Below are 20,109 nucleotides of genomic sequence, written 5' to 3' on the forward strand. Positions count from 1 at the left end.
AAATGAGCCAATCAACCAACACCAGCCAGACCCAGGCTTGGCTGGAAAGCCTGCGGCCACGAACCCTGCCCCTGGCTTTTGCCTCTATCGTTACCGGTTCAGCTCTGGCTGTCTGGCTCGATAGTTTTAAGCCCGCAGTCGCATTGCTCGCCCTATTAACTGCTGGCTTGCTGCAAATTCTGTCAAACCTTGCCAATGATTATGGCGATGCCATTAAGGGCAGTGATACCGAAGAGCGTATCGGGCCACTACGTGGCATGCAAAAAGGGATGATTACTCGCCACCAGATGAAAGTCGCACTAATCATCACTGTTAGCCTAACTGTCATTTCTGGCATTGCGCTGATCGCCGTGGCCTGTGAGAAACCCAGCGATGTTTTAGGCTTTTTACTGCTGGGGCTGATGGCTATTGTGGCGGCAATCACCTATACCGTGGGTAGCAAACCCTATGGTTACATGGGGTTGGGTGATATTTCCGTATTGGTATTCTTTGGCTGGTTGAGTGTTGCCGGGACTTACTATCTTCAGGCCGGGCACTTTGACAGCATCGTTATGCTCCCTGCCACCGCCTGTGGTTTACTGGCTACTGCCGTTTTAAATATTAATAATTTGCGCGATATCGAAAACGACGCAGTCAATGGTAAAAATACACTGGCAGTGCGTTTAGGTCCGGTCGTTGCCCGTTATTACCATGCCCTGTTAATCGCCGCAGCTATCTTCTGTCTGGCACTATTCAGCATGCTGAATCTACATACCTGGAAAGGGTGGATTTTTATTCTGGCCGTTCCACTGCTGGTCAAACATGCCCTATTTGTGCTGCGTGAACCTACGGCTGCGGGTATGCGCCCAATGCTCGAGCATATGGTTAAAGCCGCTTTACTGACCAATATCCTGTTTGCTGTCGGCCTGATACTCAGTTAATCCTGCCTCCTTCATTCTCCGGGCGACTGGCAATAAAGTCAGCTCGGAGAAATTTAACAATTGATGATTTTGCCAACAGTAGCCAGAAAGGGATATACTTAACATCCCAGCCGCAACCAGACGTTAATCCTATGAAATATGATACTTCCGATCTCTGTGATATCTATCATGAAGAGGTAAATGTGGTAGAACCACTGTTCTCCAATTTTGGCGGACGTACTTCATTTGGTGGCAAGATAACCACTGTAAAATGTTTCGAAGATAACGGCTTGTTGTTTGACCTGCTCGAAGAAAATGGTCTAGGCCGTGTTTTAGTCGTCGATGGCGGCGGTTCAGTGCGCCGTGCATTAATTAATGCTGAATTGGCCGATCTGGCATTGAAAAACGAGTGGGAAGGCATTGTGGTTTACGGTGCTGTCCGCCAGGTTGATGAACTGGCCGAGTTGGATATCGGCATTCAGGCCATGGCCGCAATCCCAGTGGGTGCTGCTGATGAAGGCATTGGTGAGAGTGATATCCGCGTTAACTTTGGCGGTGTGACGTTCTTCTCTGGTGACCATTTATACGCAGACAACACGGGCATTATTCTGTCAGAAGAACCTTTGGATATTGAATAATATCTATCTAACTGACTAATAAGAAAGGGCGATATTGATATCGCCCTTCTGCTTTTTACCCTAAGTAAGAATCACTTGAAATCACTACATTACAAATTTCTTTAAATAACAGAACGTTATTATATAGCCAAAGTAATTGGAGTTGCAGGTAGGCAGCAAACATACTCATACCGATGAGCTTACTCAAGTAAGTGATTCGGATGAGTATGTGCAGCTAACAACCCTGCGGCTTCAAGTATGAAGGGTATAAGAAATCAGACTTCTTCCATCTTTCCCAACAAAGCCCGCAGACGATCCTGCCAGACATGCTGCTCTTGCTTCAGTTGCTCATTTTCGCGCACCAGCGCTTCACGGCCACCTGCTGCTTCCTGAACTTCTTGGGACAGGGTGTTATTTTTCTCTTTCAGCTCTTCAATTTCCATCTGTAACAGAGTGATGGTATCAATCGCCTGCTGAACTTTAACTTCCAATTTCTCAAATACTTCAAATGACATTCTTCGGTCCCCTTATGGTAGCAAGGCGTACATCTCTTGGTCGCAGTCATCATGCTTAGCTTCAGTGATTGTATTAATCAAAACAGCCACTAGCGAATGAAACTGCTGTGAATACTTATCGCGCTTTGTTTGTCGAACTATTGGTCTATCGAACAGGTAACAAGCGCAGGTTTTAGCGCGTCCCTCAAGAGAGGCGGCGCAGCTTAATAAAAACGATGACCTTGTAAAGCGATTGTATGTAGCCAGCCCCCCCCTGTCTAGCGCCATACCGGTCCAAACCACACTCTGTAGCAATTTCGTGTCAGGAACTATCAGTAAAAACTGAAAAACTCTAATAACCAATCCTGTAAAGTTATACATGCCCTTAACAACTGAGAAAGAAAGCACTGGTCTGATCACACTTTCAAAGTCCCTTAACAGCCGCGAATAACGCGAAATCGCTCATTTTTATGACACACCACACACATTTTGATTTCGCTATTTCTCGTTTGTGCTCGTTAACGATAAATTTACATCACTCCCTTCGCAGTCCGAAGGGCAAAAATAAGAAATACCCTATAAATCTCTGTCTCTAGGACATCTACTATGAGCCAAACCGCTAGTTCGACCTTGAAGGGCCAATGTATCGCGGAATTTCTCGGTACAGCTCTACTCATCTTTTTTGGTGTGGGCTGTGTTGCTGCGTTAAAGTTGGCAGGCGCCAGTTTTGGGCAGTGGGAAATTAGTATCATTTGGGGCCTGGGTGTTGCCATGGCCATCTACCTAACAGCAGCAATTTCAGGTGCTCACCTGAATCCGGCGGTGACCATTGCATTGTGGTTATTTGCTTGTTTCGATCGCCGGAAAGTTATCCCCTACATTGTGGCGCAGATTGCAGGTGCATTTTGTGCGGCGGCATTAGTGTACGGCCTCTACTACAACCTGTTCGTCGATTTTGAACAAACTCATCAGATAGCTCGCGGCAGCGTTGAGAGTCTGAATCTGGCCGGTATTTTCTCTACTTATCCAAATCCACATATTTCTGTTTTCCAGGCTTTCCTGGTTGAAACCGTTATTACCGCTATTTTGATGTGCCTGATTCTGGCGCTGACTGACGATGGTAACGGTATCCCACGCGGCCCACTGGCACCGCTGCTTATTGGTATTCTGATCGCCGTTATCGGTGGTTCAATGGGGCCACTAACCGGGTTCGCCTTAAACCCAGCGCGTGATTTTGGTCCAAAACTCTTTGCTTATTTCGCAGGCTGGGGCGAAATCGCCTTCACTGGCGGGCGTGATATTCCTTACTTCTTAGTACCTATCTTTGGGCCTATCGTCGGCGCACTGGTCGGTGCATTCGGCTATCGAGCTCTGATTGGCCGCCATTTGCCATGTGATGTGTGTGTTATCGATGATGATGAAACCACGGTAACGACCACAGAACGCAAAGCGTAAATAATAGATACTTAATAAATATGCCCGATAGATTTCATGGTGCAGGAAGGCGGCAAATGAGGGAACTCGGATGAGCTTAATCAGTCAGTCGGGTGAACAAATACAGCCAGCACACCAGCAACGGGAAAGATGGCGGGTATAAACGGCAACTTAAAAGTAGGCTAATTATGACAACTGAAAATACTACTCAAAAGAAATATATTGTCGCGCTTGACCAAGGAACCACCAGTTCCAGAGCTGTAGTGCTGGACCATGATGCTAATATCGTGAGTGTTTCTCAGCGCGAATTCACCCAAATTTACCCGAAAGCCGGTTGGGTTGAGCATGACCCGATGGAAATCTGGGCAACCCAAAGCTCAACACTGGTCGAAGTGCTGGCCAAAGCCGGTATCAGTTCTGATGAAATCGCCGGTATCGGTATTACCAACCAACGTGAAACGACCATTGTTTGGGATAAAGCGACCGGCAAGCCGGTGTATAACGCGATTGTCTGGCAATGCCGTCGTACCGCTGAAATCTGCGAAAAGCTGAAAAAAGAGGGGCTGGAAGAGTATATCCGCCATAACACCGGATTGGTGGTTGACCCTTACTTCTCTGGCACCAAAGTTAAATGGATTCTCGATAATGTAGAGGGTGCACGTGACCGTGCTGAGCGCGGTGAGTTGCTGTTTGGTACCGTAGACACTTGGCTGGTGTGGAACATGACACAGGGCCGTGTACACGTAACGGATTACACCAACGCATCACGCACCATGATGTTTAATATCCGCACCAAAGAGTGGGATGAGCGCATGCTGAAAGCGCTGAATATTCCGCGCTCCATGCTGCCTGAAGTTCGCCCCTCTTCTGAGATTTACGGCCAAACCAACATTGGTGGTAAAGGCGGTACACGTATTCCAATCGCCGGTATCGCTGGTGACCAACAAGCAGCGCTGTTCGGCCAGTTGTGTGTACAACCGGGGATGGCGAAAAACACTTACGGTACTGGCTGCTTCTTGTTAATGAACACCGGGACTGAAGTGGTTCAATCCAAAAATGGCCTCTTAACCACCATCGCCTGTGGCCCTCGCGGCGAAGTGAACTATGCACTGGAAGGTGCCGTGTTTATTGGCGGGGCATCTATCCAATGGCTGCGCGATGAACTGAAACTGATCAGCGACTCATTCGACTCTGAATATTTCGCCACCAAAGTTAAAGACAGCAATGGCGTATATGTAGTGCCAGCCTTCACCGGTCTGGGTGCTCCATATTGGGACCCGTATGCCCGTGGCGCTATTTTTGGCCTGACCCGTGGTGTGAACAGCAACCATATTATCCGTGCAACACTTGAGTCCATTGCTTATCAAACTCGTGATGTATTGGATGCGATGCAAGCAGATTCCGGCGAACGCCTGAAGGCACTGCGTGTTGACGGTGGTGCGGTAGCGAACAACTTCCTGATGCAGTTCCAGGCCGATATTCTGGGGACTCGTGTTGAGCGCCCAGCAGTGCGTGAAAGCACCGCGTTGGGTGCCGCATTCCTTGCGGGCCTAGCGACAGGTTTCTGGAATGATCTGGACGAAGTACAAAGCAAAGCCACCATTGAGCGCGAATTCCGCCCAGGGATCGAAACCACGGAACGTGACGTGCGCTACAAAGGCTGGAAGAAAGCAGTGGCTCGCGCCCAAGCATGGGAAGAGCACGACGAGTAACAGTTCGCCTGTTTTGTACTGAACGTCTCTTTTACCGCTAACGCGCCATCACCCCCCGATGGCGCGTTTTTTATTCGTGATCCCCTCTGCTCATTCTTCAATGTGTTAGAATTCCCGCTCATATCCCGTTCTTCCATTGTGCAATCAACAGGTCTAACCATGAAACGTGAATTAGCCATCGAGTTTTCCCGTGTCACTGAAGCTGCCGCGCTGGCAGGTTATAAGTGGCTGGGTCGGGGCGATAAAAATGCTGCCGACGGCGCGGCTGTACGAGCCATGCGTATTATGCTTAATCAAGTGAATATTGATGGGCAGATTGTTATTGGTGAAGGTGAGATCGATGAAGCGCCGATGCTGTTTATCGGTGAGCATGTCGGTACTGGTCAAGGCGATGCTGTTGATATCGCGGTTGACCCCATTGAAGGCACTCGCATGACCGCCATGGGGCAAGCCAATGCACTGGCCGTATTGGCAGTGGGAGACAAAGGCACATTTTTACATGCGCCGGATATGTATATGGAAAAACTGGTGGTTGGCCCCGGCGCAAAAGGGGCTATTGATCTTAACCTGCCACTAGAACTCAATTTGCGCAATATCGCCATCAAGATGAATAAACCCTTGACCGATTTAACCGTTATCACGCTGGCAAAGCCGCGCCATGACGGTATCATCGCCGAAATGCAGCAACTTGGCGTAAAAGTGTTCGCTATTCCAGACGGTGATGTCGCGGCCTCTATTTTGACCTGCATGCCAGAAAGTGAAGTGGATGTGATGTACTGCATCGGCGGTGCGCCTGAAGGGGTAATTTCAGCGGCGGTGATCCGTGCACTGGATGGCGACATGCAAGGCCGTTTATTGCCGCGCCATCAGGTAAAAGGCGATAACGAAGACAACCGCCGTATCGGTGAACAAGAATTAGTGCGCTGCAAATCTATGGGCATTGAGGCAGGCAAAGTGTTGCTGCTGGGTGATATGGCCCGTAATGACAATGTGATTTTCTCTGCCACCGGGATTACCAAAGGCGATTTGCTGGAAGGTATTTACCGCAAAGGGAACATGGCGACCACCGAGACACTGCTAATCCGCGGTAAATCTCGCACTATCCGTCGTATTCGCTCCACCCATTTCCTTGACCGCAAAGACCCGGCGCTGCATGAATTCTTGCTGTAATCCGGCTCGCACACATTACTGCCATTAATTAAAAACGGGCATCACATTCAAGCGATGCCCGTTTTTATTCTCGGATTCTGATCAATTAAGCACGGTGTTCTTGCGGTTGCATCCGATGAGATAATGGCCACCAGCACAACAAAATCAACACCGCCATAGCAAACATCAGCAGCCCCAAACTGAACTGCCCGGTTTGTGGCAACATAGCTGACAACCAAGTCGCTAAACCTGACCCGATATTCTGCAAGCCGCCAACTAAAGCCCCGGCAGCTCCCGCCAAATAAGGGAAAGGCTCCATAGCACCGGTGGTGGCCAGCGGGAACAACATCCCAGCGCCGAAGAAGAATAGCGCCGCCGGTATCACCAATGTCCAAATATTCATAATGCCAAACCAGCCTGGTATCCACATCATTAACCCAGCCAATAAGCAGCTAATCACTGAGTGCCACATCAGGCTATGGAAGGTTTTGCCATCACGACCGGCATACCATGCGCCAAAGAAAGCCGCAGGAATTGGCAGAATAAATAAAATACTGACCGTAACCCCACTCAACCCCAGTACCCCGCCCATCAGCACGCCAGCGCTGGCTTCAAAGACCGCAATCCCTGCCAGCGCCCCAATCAGCATCACCAAATAGCAGCTAAAAGCGCGGTCAGATAGCAGCAAACGGAAGCTGGCTAACATTCGCCGTTTCTCAGTTTGCTGTGGACGGGTTTCTGGCAACCAGCGGAACATACAAAATGCTACTCCGCCACATAAAAAGAGCAGAAACGCATAGCATGCACGCCAACCAAACAGACTGGCCAGCACCCCACCGATAACCGGGGCCATTAATGGGCTAACCAAAATCCCCATATTTAACATGCTATTGGCATAGCGCAGCGCAGTGCCTGCATATAAATCTCGCGGCATGGTTCGCGCCATTACCCCCGCAACCCCGGTGCCCATTCCCTGCAAAGCACTGGCGGCCACCAGCATCGTCAAACTACTCGATAGCCAGGCTCCCAATGCGCCCAGCATAAATATCATCATACCCGCCAAAATAACCGGACGACGTCCAACTCGGTCAGAGAGCGGGCCATAGATTAATTGCGAGAAGCCATAGGTCAGCAAATATGCCGCCATCACGCGCTGTACCACACCAGTACGAACGGATAAATCACGGGCGATATCCGCGATAACCGGCACATAAATGGTTTGCGCCATTTGACCAACCGCAACCAACAGAATCAACATAACCAGCAGGTGGAAATTCTCTATTTTTCTCATTATCTTAACTAATTTGTTAGCCGGACTACGTGTCACACTTAAGCGCTAAAAAGCCGTATTTTGCGACACACCTCACTGTTGGCGCATAAGCTAACAAATTTAGATTTTTTAGCGAGTCAGCATGACATATTGCCAAATAGCTAACTGGCAGAGAAAAACACCAAAGACGTAAACTAAAGTGTCCAGATTGACAGATGGCATCAAGGAACTCGGGGATAACATTTAATCGATAATACTTTTCAACGAGATCCCCTAAAATACCGTCTGCGCTTTTGGCATCACTGAATAACAGGGACCATCATTATGGCTGAATGGGTTAGTGGCAAGATTACTCACGTCGAACACTGGACCGACGCGTTGTTTAGTATTCGGGTCAATGCGCCCGTCGATCCCTTTACTGCTGGCCAATTTGCCAAGTTGGCATTAGATATTAATGGTGAGCGGGTGCAGCGGGCCTACTCCTATGTCAATGCGCCGAGCGACGATAATCTGGAGTTTTATCTGGTAACAGTACCAGAGGGGAAACTCAGTCCACGGCTGGACCAACTGGCAGTGGGTAGCGAAGTGATGGTCACCAAACAGGCCGCTGGCTTCTTTGTGCTGGAAGAGATACCAGATTGCGATACGTTATGGATGCTGGCAACCGGCACCGCAATTGGGCCTTATCTGTCTATCTTGCAAGAAGGGCGCGATTTAGAGCGCTTCAAAAATATCGTGCTGGTTCATGCTGCCCGCTTTGCCCGTGATCTCAGTTATCTGCCACTCATGCAACAACTTGAGCAACGTTATAATGGCAAGCTGCGTATCCAGACGGTGGTGAGCCGCGAAGAATCCCCCGGCTCATTAACTGGCCGAGTTCCCGCGCTGATTGAGAACGGCTCACTGGAAGCGGCTGTCGGCTTGAAAATTGATGCACAAGACAGCCATGTAATGCTGTGCGGTAACCCGCAGATGGTGCGTGATACTCAGCAACTGCTGAAAGAGCAACGCGAGATGCGTAAACATTTGCGCCGCAAGCCGGGGCATATGACTAGCGAGCAGTATTGGTAACAGGCAGTATTGGCAACAAAGCGTAACAAATATGAAAGGGCGCAATCGCGCCCTCTTATTTTACCGCTGCGCCGTATTTATTGTGCTTTCTCGGCAATAAACTTCACTGGCACCGCTTCTGGGCCAAAACGGTTATCACCATCAGTCCCTAGAAATGCTCCACAGTCGATAAACATCATGACAATGATAAGCGTGGGAATAAATCGCCCCACCCCCCATTGCCAAATAGGGGCTAACATCTGCCAGTTGCCGGCCATCAGCATCCAGGCCAATACGACCAATAACGCCCACCAACCCGCTTTATTACGATCATGAAGCCGTTTGACCACCACTGCCGCCGTAGGCCACAGCAAAAAAACGATAGCAAAAGCAGCGGTTTGAATGGGTATCAAGTCCTTCCCTGCCAGAGTAAAAATAACCAGCATTGCCAGTAGCCACAAGCCAATCCAGATCCAAAAATCTCGTCGCCCGATACGGCCTCTAAACGAGAAACACCATTGCTGTATTGTCATCGATGACTCAATCCATATACCTGATATAATTTTGCCAAAGTGTAACCTAACACCCCAACTAACCTATAATCTTTGCAGTGAATTTTGACAATCACCATCGATTACCGCTTTAATCCCCCTATACACTTCGAACCACGGCGTAAGTCATGAGAAATGAAATAACCGCAATGCTGACAATACTGCTGCTGGTCGCAACGGTGAGTCGCGCTCATGCCGATCCCACCGATGGCAGTGCTCAACCAACAGAAGAGACGCAGCCGACGGCCCCTTATTTGCTCTCCGGTGCACCCACTTTTGATTTAACACTGGTGAAATTTCGTGAGCGCTATAATCATGCCAATCCGACACTTCCCATCAGTGAGTTTCATGCTATCACCGTAAAAGATGATGCCCCGCCGCTGACTCGTGCGGCCAGTAAAATTAATGAAAACCTTTATGCTTCAACCGCCTTGGAGAAGGGCACCGGTAAGATTAAGACCATCCAGATTACTTACTTGCCGATCAAAGGAAATGAAGAAAAAGCCGCTCGACGAGTCGCCGTCAATTACATGGCAGCACTAATGCGCCAGTTTGAACCGACACTGACCGTCGAACAAAGCCTCGACAATGTGCAGCAACTGCTGACGCAAGGCAAAGGCTCGTCTTTCTATGCCCATTCTGTCGGCGCAATTCGCTATGTTGTAGCAGATAACGGCGAAAAAGGGCTTACCTTCGCTGTTGAACCGATTAAGCTGTCACTATCTGACGCATAATCTCGCCGCAATTAATGACGAAAAGCAAAGCCATTGCCGCTAATCATCTCTATACTGTTGGACAGGTAAACTGCCTGTCGGGCAGTCATTATTATTGACCCTCGCGTCCCCTTGTTGGAGGAAGAAACATGCGTCATCCATTAGTTATGGGTAACTGGAAACTGAACGGTAGCACTCACATGGTTAACGAGCTTATCGCTGGCCTGCGTAAAGAATTGAGCACCGTTGAAGGTTGTGGCGTGGCTATTGCCCCACCCGCTATCTACCTGAGCCAAGCTAAACATGCATTAGCGGGCAGCCGTATCGCTCTGGGCGCACAGAATGTTGATGTGAATCTGTCTGGCGCATTTACCGGCGAAACCTCTGCTGAAATGCTGAAAGATATTGGCGCGCAATACATCATTATTGGCCACTCTGAGCGTCGTACTTATCACAAAGAAAGTGATGAATTCATCGCGAAGAAATTCGGCGTGTTGAAAGAAGCGGGTCTGATCCCTGTATTGTGTATCGGTGAATCTGAAGCCGAAAACGAAGCAGGCCAAACTGAAGCTGTTTGCGCTAAACAACTGGATGCCGTGCTGAACACCTTGGGTGTAAAAGCATTTGAAGGCGCAGTTATCGCTTATGAGCCAATCTGGGCTATCGGTACCGGTAAATCAGCAACTCCAGCACAAGCTCAAGCCGTTCACAAATTCATCCGTGACCATATTGCTAAGCAAGATGCTGCTGTTGCTGCACAAGTTATCATTCAGTACGGCGGTTCTGTTAATGATAAAAATGCAGCAGAACTGTTCACCCAGCCGGATATCGACGGCGCGCTGGTTGGCGGTGCATCACTGAAAGCGGATGCTTTCGCTGTTATCGTGAAAGCTGCTGCAAAAGCTAAAAAAGCCTAATTGTTGCTTTTAAGTTGCTTATAAAGCCGGGGTTATTGCTCCGGCTTTATATATATGTCTTTCGGCCTGCCTTTCCATACATCAATCCCCCCAGCCCCCACTGAACCGATGAATTTATTTATCTCAACGCTCTTTTCTGCCACCTGATCCACGTTACAGCTAAAATGCGTTCTCTTTTGAGTATCAAGAAAATGAATAACATTGCTGTCTTTAAACTTAATTAGATTACAAGCATGCCCTTGTGTCGCACCTGGTAGCATACGCATTATTGCTGGGCGGCGAATGGCGAGAAGAGTATTGAGTTCATCACTTTTTTTATAATGGCTTAATTGATCGATCAACTCCTCCGTGGATATCCCTTCATGGAGGCGTGTGACCATATTGGCGGCAACAGTGGCTCCCCGCAAATTAGATAGTGCGATCACGGGCATGTTGTTTTCTAATGAATCAATAACAGCGGTGGCACAAGACACACAATTTTGTTGACCAAAACCATGAATCCCAAATAAAGCAAGTAACGCAGCCAAAGGCCGCAATAATAGAGGAGCTTTACCATTACGATTGACGTTTTCTAACAAATAATTCTCTACATAGCTATTTTTACTATTCATTTCCTTGCTCTCTACGTATTTATTTACATTACTTACGTAGTTGCTTAGTTTTACACCAGAGAGAATCTTTTCATTTTCTATTACTACCGGCGGTTTATAGCTCTCAATACTACTCAAATACTCAGATCCTAATAATTCATATGAAGAACCAAGTGGCTCAACTATTTTGCACTCCGTCTGCGTAGTATATCTATCCGGTAATTCGTCTAATAAAGGCTGTTTATCATCACTTTCAAGAATTGAATTTAAGCTGCTATTGCTATTACCGATTTGCATATCCCTCTCCCTATAAAATTATCAACTCAATCAATCGAGATAAACAAATAGCGCATTTAGCTCTGTCTGCCGAATCAGGGAGTTCTTATCTATAAGAATGAGAGAAATAGTGAAAGTAATGAGAGTATTGGTGTAATCAATAAAGGTATTTAATTTGTAAAACAAAACGCCCGTAAGCATTAACCTACGGGCGCTGAGTTAACTCTTAATTAATTTTAACGCTTACTGATTTCATCAAACACACCACCGGTAGCAAAGTGCACCTGCTGTGCTTTAGTCCAACCACCAAACACTTCATCAATGGTAAACAACTTCAGTTGCGGGAATTCATTGGCAAACTTGGCAGCAACCGCGGGATCACGTGGGCGATAGTAATTCTTCGCAGCAATGGTCTGGCCTTCAGGTGAGTAGAGATATTTCAAATAAGCATCTGCCACTTCACGAGTACCGCGCTTATCGACCACTTTATCTACTACGGATACCGTCGGCTCAGCCAAAATAGAGACACTTGGCGTGATTATCTCAAATTGGTCTTTACCTACTTCATTGACAGCCAACAGAGCTTCATTTTCCCAGGCAATCAATACATCACCAATGCCACGTTCAACAAAGGTATTGGTCGCGCCACGTGCGCCGGAATCCAGTACCTCGACATTTTTGTACAGTGTTTTGACAAACTCTTGTGCCTTGGCCTGATCGTTATTGTTATGCTCTAGCGCATAACCCCACGCCGCTAAATAATTCCAGCGCGCCCCACCAGATGTTTTTGGATTCGGAGTAATAACCGAGACTCCCGGTTTCACTAAATCTGACCAATCATGAATTTGCTTCGGATTTCCTTTACGTACCAGGAATACGATCGTTGAGGTGTAAGGCGCGGAGTTATCCGGCAGGCGCTTGATCCAATTTTTATCAATACGACCACGCTCAGCAATAGCATCGACGTCATAAGCCAGAGCCAGAGTCACAACATCAGCTTCAATACCATTAATAACCGAGGTCGCCTGTTTACCAGAACCGCCATGTGATTGACGCACTGTCACCTTATCGCCGGTCTGTTCTTGCCAGTGCTTACTAAATGCCTGGTTATATTCTTGATAAAATTCACGTGTTGGATCATATGACACATTCAACAATTGAATATCTTTTGCCATGGCACCTGATGCCAGCAGCAGCAATGACAGACCTACACCCCATTTACGCATCGACCCGCTCCCAGATTTATTGTTATTAACCTAATGTTATTAACCTAAATTCTAATCAACCCAATTGGTTGGCTTGATACAGAGCGTGCCAGAAACTTTTCACTCAATTAAAGAATAAAAAAGTTTTGATTATATCAATACGAAATATACCGGGAATTAAATGCAAAAAGCCCCCGCGAGCGGAGGCTTTCTTTTCAGGCTATTTCCTGTTTTAGAACAGTTTTTTCGCCGTGTCGTACCAATCTTCTTTAAATTTACTTTTCTTGTTCTCTGGTGCGATACAAACAGAGATTAATTCATGCACCATTTTCTCGTTCTGTACGCCGACGCAGAAACCGCCTTGCTTATAGTCATGATCCTGCAATAGCAGGTCAACCGCATAAGCCCCCATGCGGGAGGCCAAAATACGGTCATAGGCGACTGGAGCACCGCCGCGCTGGATATGGCCCAATACGGTACCACGGGTTTCACGGCCCGTTTCTTTCTCGATATATTTAGCCAGCTCGTCGATATCATCCAGTTTTTCAGTGATGGCAACGATAGCGTGCTTCTTGCCTTTGGCGATACCGGCTTTGATTTCTTCAACCAAATCATCACGTTTGAATTCAACTTCAGGGATAGCAATAAATTCACAACCCCCGGCAATGGCCGCCGCCAGAGTCAAATCACCGCAATAACGGCCCATCACTTCAACGATAGAAATACGTTGATGTGAAGAGGAGGTATCACGCAAGCGGTCAATAGCTTCAACCACAGTACTTAAAGCGGTGAAGAAACCGATAGTGTAGTCAGTACCGGCCACATCGTTATCGATAGTACCTGGTAAACCGATGCAGTGAATGCCGCCTTCTTTGGTCAGCAAGTCTGCACCGGCATAAGAACCGTCACCACCGATAACCACCAGGCCATCGATACCACGGTCTTTCATATTCTGGAGCGCAACTTTGCGTTTTTCCGGATCACGGAATTCAGGGAAACGCGCAGAACCTAAGAAGGTACCGCCGCGGTTAATCATATCGGACACACTATAGCGGTCCAGCTTTCTCATACGGTTTTCGTACAAGCCAAGATAGCCATCTTCAATACCGTAAACTTCTAATCCTGCTGACAAAGCTGCACGAACAACCCCACGAATGGCTGCATTCATACCAGGCGCGTCACCGCCGCTTGTGAGTACACCGATTTTCTTGACCATGACTACCTCTGAACTTGTAGATGCGATTTTTTAAAATTCTTTATTTGCCGATTATGTCTTGCACAGGTGAACAGTACAGAAAATCAGCTTTATGAGCTTAATATCGAATATTATAGCAAAAACACCAAGCTGAATTGATTCAAGTCATGCCATTTGGCGGTATTTTCTTCATAGCCTAACCATTGTGTAACCACAATTTACCTGCCGCTAATGTCACAATAGTTAATGTAGCAATAATCGATGAAGAAATTATAACTCCCAATGCGCATGACGCTCTTTTGGCACCACAGAGCTGGGATCTTGATGGATAAGTACATCAGCGCCGGGGAAGCGATGCAACAATGCCCGCTCGACCTGCTCCGCTAAAACATGCGCTTTCATCAATGGCAGCATGTCTTCCATTTCGAGATGAAGCTGAATAAAGCGGGTCGGCCCCGACTGGCGGGTTCGTAAGTCATGGGCGCCAATGACACCCGGCCATGACATCACGATATCGATAATTTCCTGCCGCTCATCATCAGGTAATGCCCGGTCCAGCAAAGCTTGCACCGCCTCATACCCCATCCGCAATGCGCTGTAGAGGATATAAACACCGATACCCAAGGCGAACAGTGCATCCGCACGATGAAAACCATACCAACTCAATGCCAATGCAATAAGAATAGCACCATTCATCATGACATCAGATTGATAGTGCAACATATCGGCCCGAATAGCCTGACTTTGCGTTTTTCGTACCACCCAGCGCTGAAATGTGACTAATATCAGTGTACTGAATAATGCGACTAACGTTACCCAGATACCTATACTAGGATCTTGCAACGGCTCCGGCGAAGCTAAATGCTGGAAACCGGTCAAGAACAAGAATAGCGCCGAGCCAGAGATAAACATACTTTGCGCCAATGCCGCCAAGGATTCGGCTTTACCATGACCAAAAGTATGTTCTTCATCAGCAGGCTGCAGGGAGTAGCGCACCACAAAAAGGTTTGTCAGAGAGGCTGCCAGATCCACCAGCGAGTCAACTAACGCCGCCAACAAACTTACCGACCCGGTATGCCACCAGGCAAAAATTTTAATAATCAGTAAGATTGATGCCAGCGCAGTGGCACTCAGTGCAGCGGCTTTAACCAGTCGCCCATATTGCGGATCCATAACTCATCCCAAATGATATTTAAGGATGATCAGTATAACGGAAATGGACAAAAAAAAGCCCCGCCATCATGGCGGGGAAAGACAGGGATGGTGTCTATGGCAAGGAAAACAGGGTACTACTGGGTATTACTAGGTACTACTACTTCTGGGCAGAAGCGGGTTGTTCTACTGCTGGTGCTGGCGCCTGCTGCATTTTCTCAATGCGCTGCTGGTGCTTTTGGTTCAGGACAGCTTTTTGCTCTGGAGTGAGCAAGTTAAACATTTGGTTACGGACTTTGGCCATTTCGACCTGACGATCAATTTGGTTTTTGGACATTTTCTCGGCTTGTGCTCTTACCGCGGCTTCATCGAATTTATCGGCGGTAACCAGCTTGTGCATGGCTTCTCGGTCTGCCATGTCCATACGAGGTTGGCCTTGACGAGACTGGCGCATTAAGTCGCGCATTTGCTGGCGTTGCTGTTCAGTCAGATTGACGCCATCAAACATGTTATGGTGACCGCGACCGTCTTTCTTGTTCATCATCGTACCGTCACCGTGGCACCAGCCATCAGTGGTTCCGGTTTTATCAGCGGCGAACGCGGCGTGGGAGCCGAGAACTAACATTGACGCCATGATTAACGTTGATACTTTAGTTACTTTGCGCATCATTAAACTCCTGGGTTCTATCTGCTAAGCGATTTGCTGCTATGCGATTCAATGAGAAGCAGTCTATCGGTCCGGCTGCAAACTAGCGTCAGTGGGATGTAAAACTGGAGTCAGGGCATGTAAAGCTAAGTAAAGTCATGGAATACCGGCAATTGATAACGTATTTTGCGTCAAGAGGAGAAACAATCATGCATAAAATCCTATTAGTCGATGATGACCGTGAACTGACGTCGCTGTTGAAAGAATTACTGGAAATGGAAGGTTTTAATGTGGTTGTTGCTCACGATGGTGAGCAGGCATTAAACTTGCTGGATAACTCTATCGACTTGTTATTACTCGATATTATGATGCCACGTAAAAATGGTATCGAAACATTGAAAGAATTACGCCAACACCACCAGACCCCGGTGATTATGCTTACTGCCCGTGGCAGCGAACTGGATCGGGTACTGGGTTTGGAGTTGGGTGCCGATGATTATCTGGCCAAACCCTTTAATGATCGTGAGCTTGTCGCACGTATCCGTGCCATTTTGCGCCGCTCGAACTGGAGTGAGCAGCAACAAAATATCGACCAAGGCGCGCCAACACTGGAGGTTGATTGCCTGCAATTGAATCCGGGCCGCCAGGAAGCGAGCTTTGAAGGCCAGTCGCTAGAATTAACCGGAACTGAATTTACCTTGCTCTACCTACTGGCCCAGCACCTTGGTCAGGTGGTATCGCGAGAACACCTCAGCCAGGAAGTGCTGGGGAAACGATTGACACCTTTTGACCGTGCCATTGATATGCACATTTCAAACCTGCGCCGTAAGTTGCCGGACCGCAAAGACGGGTTACCTTGGTTTAAAACCCTGCGTGGTCGCGGGTATCTGATGGTTTCTGAAACATGATTAACAGTTTAACGGCGCGAATTTTTGCTATTTTTTGGTTTACCTTAGCACTGGTATTAATGCTGGTGCTGATGGTACCCAAACTTGATTCGCGCCAAATGACGACCTTGCTCGAAAGTGAACAGCGCCAGGGAACGATGCTGGAGCAGCATATCGAAGCTGAGCTGGCAAGTGACCCGGCCAATGACCTAATGTGGTGGCGTAGGCTGTATCGCGCTATCGAAAAATGGGCACCGCCGGGCCAGCATTTAGTGTTAGTGACCACAGAGGGCCGCGTTATTGGTGCTCAACGTCACGAAATGCAAATTGTGCGTAATTTCATCGGCCAGTCAGATAACTCAGACCAGCCGAAAAAGAAAAAGTATGGCCGCATCGAGATGGTCGGCCCTTTCTCCATCCGTGATGGGGAAGATAATTACCAACTTTATCTGATTCGCCCAGCCAGCAGCCCACAGTCTGATTTTATCAACCTGATGTTTGACCGGCCGCTGCTGCTATTGATTGCCACGATGCTGATCAGTGCTCCCCTGCTGTTATGGCTGGCATGGAGTCTGGCGAAACCGGCGCGTAAGCTGAAAAATGCTGCTGATGATGTGGCGCGGGGCAATTTGAAACCGCACCCAGAGCTGGAGTCCGGGCCACAAGAATTTTTGGCCACCGGGGCCAGTTTCAACCAGATGATCGGCGCTCTCGATAGGATGGTGGTCGCCCAACAACGGCTGATTTCTGATATTTCCCATGAACTACGTACCCCGCTGACGCGCTTGCAACTGGCTACCGCGCTACTGCGCCGCCGCCATGGCGAGGGGAAAGAGCTGGAACGTATCGAAATGGAAGCGCAGCGTTTAGATAGTATGATCAATGACTTACTGGTGCTATCTCGCAGTCAGCATAAAAGTGAGCTACACCGTGAGCCGATTAAAGCTAATGATTTGTGGTCTGATGTGCTGGAAAACGCGCAGTTCGAAGCCGATCAAATGGGTAAAACACTGGAGGTGACCGCACCACCGGGGCCATGGACGTTATTTGGCAACCCTGCGGCCCTCGACAGTGCGCTGGAGAATATCGTGCGTAATGCACTGCGTTATTCTCACCATCACATTGCCGTGGCATTCAGCTCGGATAATCAGGGTATTACTATCACTGTGGATGATGATGGCCCGGGAGTCAGCCCAGAAGATCGTGAACAGATATTCAGGCCGTTCTACCGCACAGATGAAGCGCGTGATCGTGAATCTGGTGGAACAGGCTTGGGGTTGGCGATTGTCGAAACTGCGGTTAATCAGCACCGTGGATGGGTACGAGCCGAAGATAGCCCATTAGGTGGTTTACGCTTGATAATCTGGTTGCCGCTGCACCCACTCAAATAGCTATCACCCCTTTGCACTTGAAGCTGTGAGGTTGTTAGCCAAGTGCAAAGGGGATGACCGCTTCGAGTTGCCCGATCATGTTGGATCGGGCAGATCTTCGGCTTTCAAAACTTTTTCAGCTATTTGTCCTGCTTTGCCAATATCCCGGCTTCTTGTTCCAATAACCGTTTCTTGCGCTCAACGCCCCAGCGATAACCTGACAATGCTCCATCCTGACGAATGACTCGGTGGCAAGGAATAGCGACGGCCAATATATTGGCGGCACAAGCGCCAGCAACAGCCCGTACCGCTTTTGGTGAGCCGACCTGCGTCGCAATCTCGGCATAGCTGGCGGTCTTACCCACCGGTATTGCGCGTAACGCCTGCCATACTCGTTGCTGAAAGGCGGTACCGCGGATATCCAATGGTAAATCAAGCCCGATCTGAGGGGCTTCGACCAGCCCCACCACTTGAGCAAACCATTGCTCAAACTCAGCATCACCACCAATTAACTCGGCATGAGGAAATTTGTCCTGTAATTGCTGCACCAGCGGCAGCGGGTCATCGCCCAGTAAAATGGCACAGATTCCCAGCTCACTTTTTGCCACTAAAATGGCCCCAAGGGCGCTCTCACCAACTGCAAAATGCAGTCTGACATCACGCCCACCTTTACGATAGCGGGTCGGCGTCATCCCTAATAATTGATTCGATTGCTCATAAAAACGGCCATTAGAGTTATAACCGGCGTCATAAATTGCGTCAGTCACCGAACCTTGCCCCGCTAATTGTGTGCGAACTCGCGCACTGCGAGTGGCAACGGCATACGCCTTGGGGGTAAGCCCGGTGAAGGCTTTAAATAACCGATGGAAATGGAAAGCGCTAAGGCCCAGCTTTGCTGCCAACTCTTCAAGCTTAAATGGCGTTTCGGCTTGCTCAATTAAGCGGCATGCCTGGCTAATTTTTTCGGCATGCTGCTGCTCTTGGGATAACTCAGTGGGGCGGCACCGCTTGCAAGGGCGATAGCCCGCAAGCTCGGCGGCATGGTTATCAGCAAAGAATTCAATATGTTCGGCTTTAGCCTGACGGGAGGAGCAAGAGGGTCGGCAATACACTCCGGTGGTTTTCACTGCATAAACAAACTGACCATCAGCCGCCTTATCGCGATTAATCACAGCGATAAAACGCGAGTCTTGCGTAATGTCTAACCATCCTTTCGCTGATTTCATGATGAATACCCCTTTGATACTGACTGTAGCGGCCAGCATATAAAACCACCGCTGCTTGTGCTCTCCGCTCCTTGCTTTTAAATTTTTGTTTTACGGCTCAACCGCTGCACTGCGCGGGGGTTTCTGATATCCTGCGCCCCTTATTATTGGGGGACATATGCTTAATATCGTTTTATTTGAACCCGAGATCCCGCCGAATACCGGCAATATTATCCGGTTATGTGCCAATACCGGTTGCCAGCTCCACCTGATTAAACCTTTAGGTTTCACTTGGGATGACAAACGCTTACGCCGTGCGGGTCTTGATTACCATGAGTTTGCTAACATTAAGCATCACCATGATTATCAGGCTTTTCTTGACAGTGAAAACCTCGATGGCGCGCAATCGACCGGCCCACAATCGGCCCGTTTATTTGCACTGACGACCAAAGGGACACCCGCTCACAGCGCCGTCAGCTATCAAGTTAATGACTATCTGCTGTTTGGCCCCGAAACTCGTGGCTTACCGCCCTTTGTGCTAGATGCATTACCGGCTCAACAGAAAATCAGAATTCCAATGCAAGCCGATAGCCGCAGCATGAATCTGTCAAATGCAGTATCGGTGGTGGTGTATGAAGCTTGGCGACAATTGGGTTATCCGGGTGCGTTACTGAAAGAGTAGCAAGAAAGCTAGCAGCCGGGCTAGGAAGCTGCCCATATAAAATATGGGCCAAAGCTATTGGAGTTGCAGGTAGGCGCAAGTGAACCAGTCCCGAT

General features: G+C 48.4%; 20 protein-coding genes. 11 read left to right on the top strand and 9 right to left on the bottom strand.

Features of this window, described 5'->3' with window-relative positions; genetic code table 11:
- Window positions 1–2: 2 nt before the first annotated feature.
- Entirely contained in the window at window positions 3–920 is a 918-nt protein-coding gene (locus tag N0H69_RS21415) for a 1,4-dihydroxy-2-naphthoate polyprenyltransferase (protein ID WP_050110444.1), read from the top strand.
- 131 nt (window positions 921–1,051) lie between these two features.
- On the top strand, window positions 1,052–1,537 hold the full coding sequence (gene rraA, locus N0H69_RS21420) for a ribonuclease E activity regulator RraA (protein WP_004714419.1): 486 nt from the start codon (window positions 1,052–1,054) through the stop codon (window positions 1,535–1,537).
- A 254-nt stretch (window positions 1,538–1,791) separates the two neighbouring features.
- On the opposite strand, the gene zapB is transcribed toward rraA, so the two are convergent.
- Window positions 1,792–2,031: a septal ring assembly protein ZapB gene (zapB, locus tag N0H69_RS21425; RefSeq protein WP_004392238.1), complete on the bottom strand. Its 240-nt coding sequence runs from the start codon at window positions 2,029–2,031 to the stop codon at window positions 1,792–1,794.
- A gap of 585 nt (window positions 2,032–2,616) precedes the next feature.
- Between zapB and N0H69_RS21430 the strand changes: the two genes are divergently transcribed.
- From N0H69_RS21430 to glpX, 3 genes are all read left to right on the top strand, one after another.
- Entirely contained in the window at window positions 2,617–3,465 is an 849-nt protein-coding gene (locus N0H69_RS21430) for an MIP/aquaporin family protein (protein WP_050110443.1), read from the top strand.
- A 167-nt stretch (window positions 3,466–3,632) separates the two neighbouring features.
- On the top strand, window positions 3,633–5,156 hold the full coding sequence (gene glpK, locus N0H69_RS21435; protein WP_050110442.1) for a glycerol kinase GlpK: 1,524 nt from the start codon (window positions 3,633–3,635) through the stop codon (window positions 5,154–5,156).
- 159 nt (window positions 5,157–5,315) lie between these two features.
- Entirely contained in the window at window positions 5,316–6,326 is a 1,011-nt protein-coding gene (glpX, locus tag N0H69_RS21440) for a class II fructose-bisphosphatase (protein WP_050152118.1), read from the top strand.
- 85 nt (window positions 6,327–6,411) lie between these two features.
- Here glpX and emrD read toward each other — a convergent pair whose 3' ends face one another.
- Window positions 6,412–7,596, bottom strand: a complete 1,185-nt coding sequence (gene emrD / locus N0H69_RS21445; RefSeq protein ID WP_050110441.1) for a multidrug efflux MFS transporter EmrD — start codon at window positions 7,594–7,596, stop codon at window positions 6,412–6,414.
- Between the two features lie 303 nt (window positions 7,597–7,899).
- On the opposite strand from emrD, the gene fpr reads away from it, so the two are divergent.
- Window positions 7,900–8,646 carry a ferredoxin--NADP(+) reductase gene (fpr, locus tag N0H69_RS21450; RefSeq protein WP_050152117.1) on the top strand — a complete coding sequence of 249 codons (747 nt, stop codon included), beginning with the start codon at window positions 7,900–7,902 and terminating at the stop codon, window positions 8,644–8,646.
- Window positions 8,647–8,723: 77 nt separating this feature from the next.
- Here the strand turns inward: fpr and N0H69_RS21455 are convergent, their stop codons facing one another.
- The gene (locus tag N0H69_RS21455; RefSeq protein WP_050110439.1) at window positions 8,724–9,158 is read right to left on the bottom strand and encodes a DUF805 domain-containing protein; all 435 of its coding nucleotides are present in this window, start codon (window positions 9,156–9,158) and stop codon (window positions 8,724–8,726) included.
- 146 nt (window positions 9,159–9,304) lie between these two features.
- Between N0H69_RS21455 and N0H69_RS21460 the strand changes: the two genes are divergently transcribed.
- Complete coding sequence (locus tag N0H69_RS21460) at window positions 9,305–9,910, top strand: DUF1454 family protein (protein ID WP_050110438.1); 606 nt, start codon at window positions 9,305–9,307, stop codon at window positions 9,908–9,910.
- 128 nt (window positions 9,911–10,038) lie between these two features.
- Window positions 10,039–10,806 (top strand): triose-phosphate isomerase, encoded by a 768-nt coding sequence (gene tpiA / locus N0H69_RS21465; protein ID WP_004710520.1) that lies wholly within the window; start codon window positions 10,039–10,041, stop codon window positions 10,804–10,806.
- Window positions 10,807–10,838: 32 nt separating this feature from the next.
- On the opposite strand, the gene N0H69_RS21470 is transcribed toward tpiA, so the two are convergent.
- The 5 genes from N0H69_RS21470 to cpxP all read right to left on the bottom strand — a co-directional run bounded on the left by N0H69_RS21470 (window position 10,839) and on the right by cpxP (window position 15,891).
- Entirely contained in the window at window positions 10,839–11,693 is an 855-nt protein-coding gene (locus N0H69_RS21470; RefSeq protein WP_050135769.1) for a hypothetical protein, read from the bottom strand.
- 215 nt (window positions 11,694–11,908) lie between these two features.
- Window positions 11,909–12,898 (bottom strand): sulfate ABC transporter substrate-binding protein, encoded by a 990-nt coding sequence (locus N0H69_RS21475; protein ID WP_050110435.1) that lies wholly within the window; start codon window positions 12,896–12,898, stop codon window positions 11,909–11,911.
- A 211-nt stretch (window positions 12,899–13,109) separates the two neighbouring features.
- Window positions 13,110–14,093 carry a 6-phosphofructokinase gene (pfkA, locus tag N0H69_RS21480; protein ID WP_050152116.1) on the bottom strand — a complete coding sequence of 328 codons (984 nt, stop codon included), beginning with the start codon at window positions 14,091–14,093 and terminating at the stop codon, window positions 13,110–13,112.
- Between the two features lie 249 nt (window positions 14,094–14,342).
- The gene (gene fieF, locus N0H69_RS21485; RefSeq protein WP_050152115.1) at window positions 14,343–15,245 is read right to left on the bottom strand and encodes a CDF family cation-efflux transporter FieF; all 903 of its coding nucleotides are present in this window, start codon (window positions 15,243–15,245) and stop codon (window positions 14,343–14,345) included.
- 139 nt (window positions 15,246–15,384) lie between these two features.
- The gene (gene cpxP, locus N0H69_RS21490; protein ID WP_050152114.1) at window positions 15,385–15,891 is read right to left on the bottom strand and encodes a cell-envelope stress modulator CpxP; all 507 of its coding nucleotides are present in this window, start codon (window positions 15,889–15,891) and stop codon (window positions 15,385–15,387) included.
- Window positions 15,892–16,079: 188 nt separating this feature from the next.
- On the opposite strand from cpxP, the gene cpxR reads away from it, so the two are divergent.
- Complete coding sequence (gene cpxR, locus N0H69_RS21495; protein ID WP_004710507.1) at window positions 16,080–16,778, top strand: envelope stress response regulator transcription factor CpxR; 699 nt, start codon at window positions 16,080–16,082, stop codon at window positions 16,776–16,778.
- Window positions 16,775–18,148: an envelope stress sensor histidine kinase CpxA gene (cpxA, locus tag N0H69_RS21500; RefSeq protein ID WP_050152113.1), complete on the top strand. Its 1,374-nt coding sequence runs from the start codon at window positions 16,775–16,777 to the stop codon at window positions 18,146–18,148. The genes cpxR and cpxA overlap by 4 nt, the downstream gene beginning before the upstream one ends.
- 119 nt (window positions 18,149–18,267) lie before the next feature.
- Here cpxA and ada read toward each other — a convergent pair whose 3' ends face one another.
- Complete coding sequence (ada, locus tag N0H69_RS21505) at window positions 18,268–19,353, bottom strand: bifunctional DNA-binding transcriptional regulator/O6-methylguanine-DNA methyltransferase Ada (RefSeq protein WP_072077672.1); 1,086 nt, start codon at window positions 19,351–19,353, stop codon at window positions 18,268–18,270.
- A 157-nt stretch (window positions 19,354–19,510) separates the two neighbouring features.
- Here ada and trmL point away from each other — a divergent pair, with 157 nt between their 5' ends.
- Window positions 19,511–20,014, top strand: a complete 504-nt coding sequence (trmL, locus tag N0H69_RS21510) for a tRNA (uridine(34)/cytosine(34)/5-carboxymethylaminomethyluridine(34)-2'-O)-methyltransferase TrmL (RefSeq protein WP_050110429.1) — start codon at window positions 19,511–19,513, stop codon at window positions 20,012–20,014.
- Window positions 20,015–20,109 lie beyond the last annotated feature (95 nt).

Source organism: Yersinia alsatica, assembly GCF_025133195.1.
In the GTDB taxonomy this organism is placed as follows: domain Bacteria; phylum Pseudomonadota; class Gammaproteobacteria; order Enterobacterales; family Enterobacteriaceae; genus Yersinia; species Yersinia alsatica.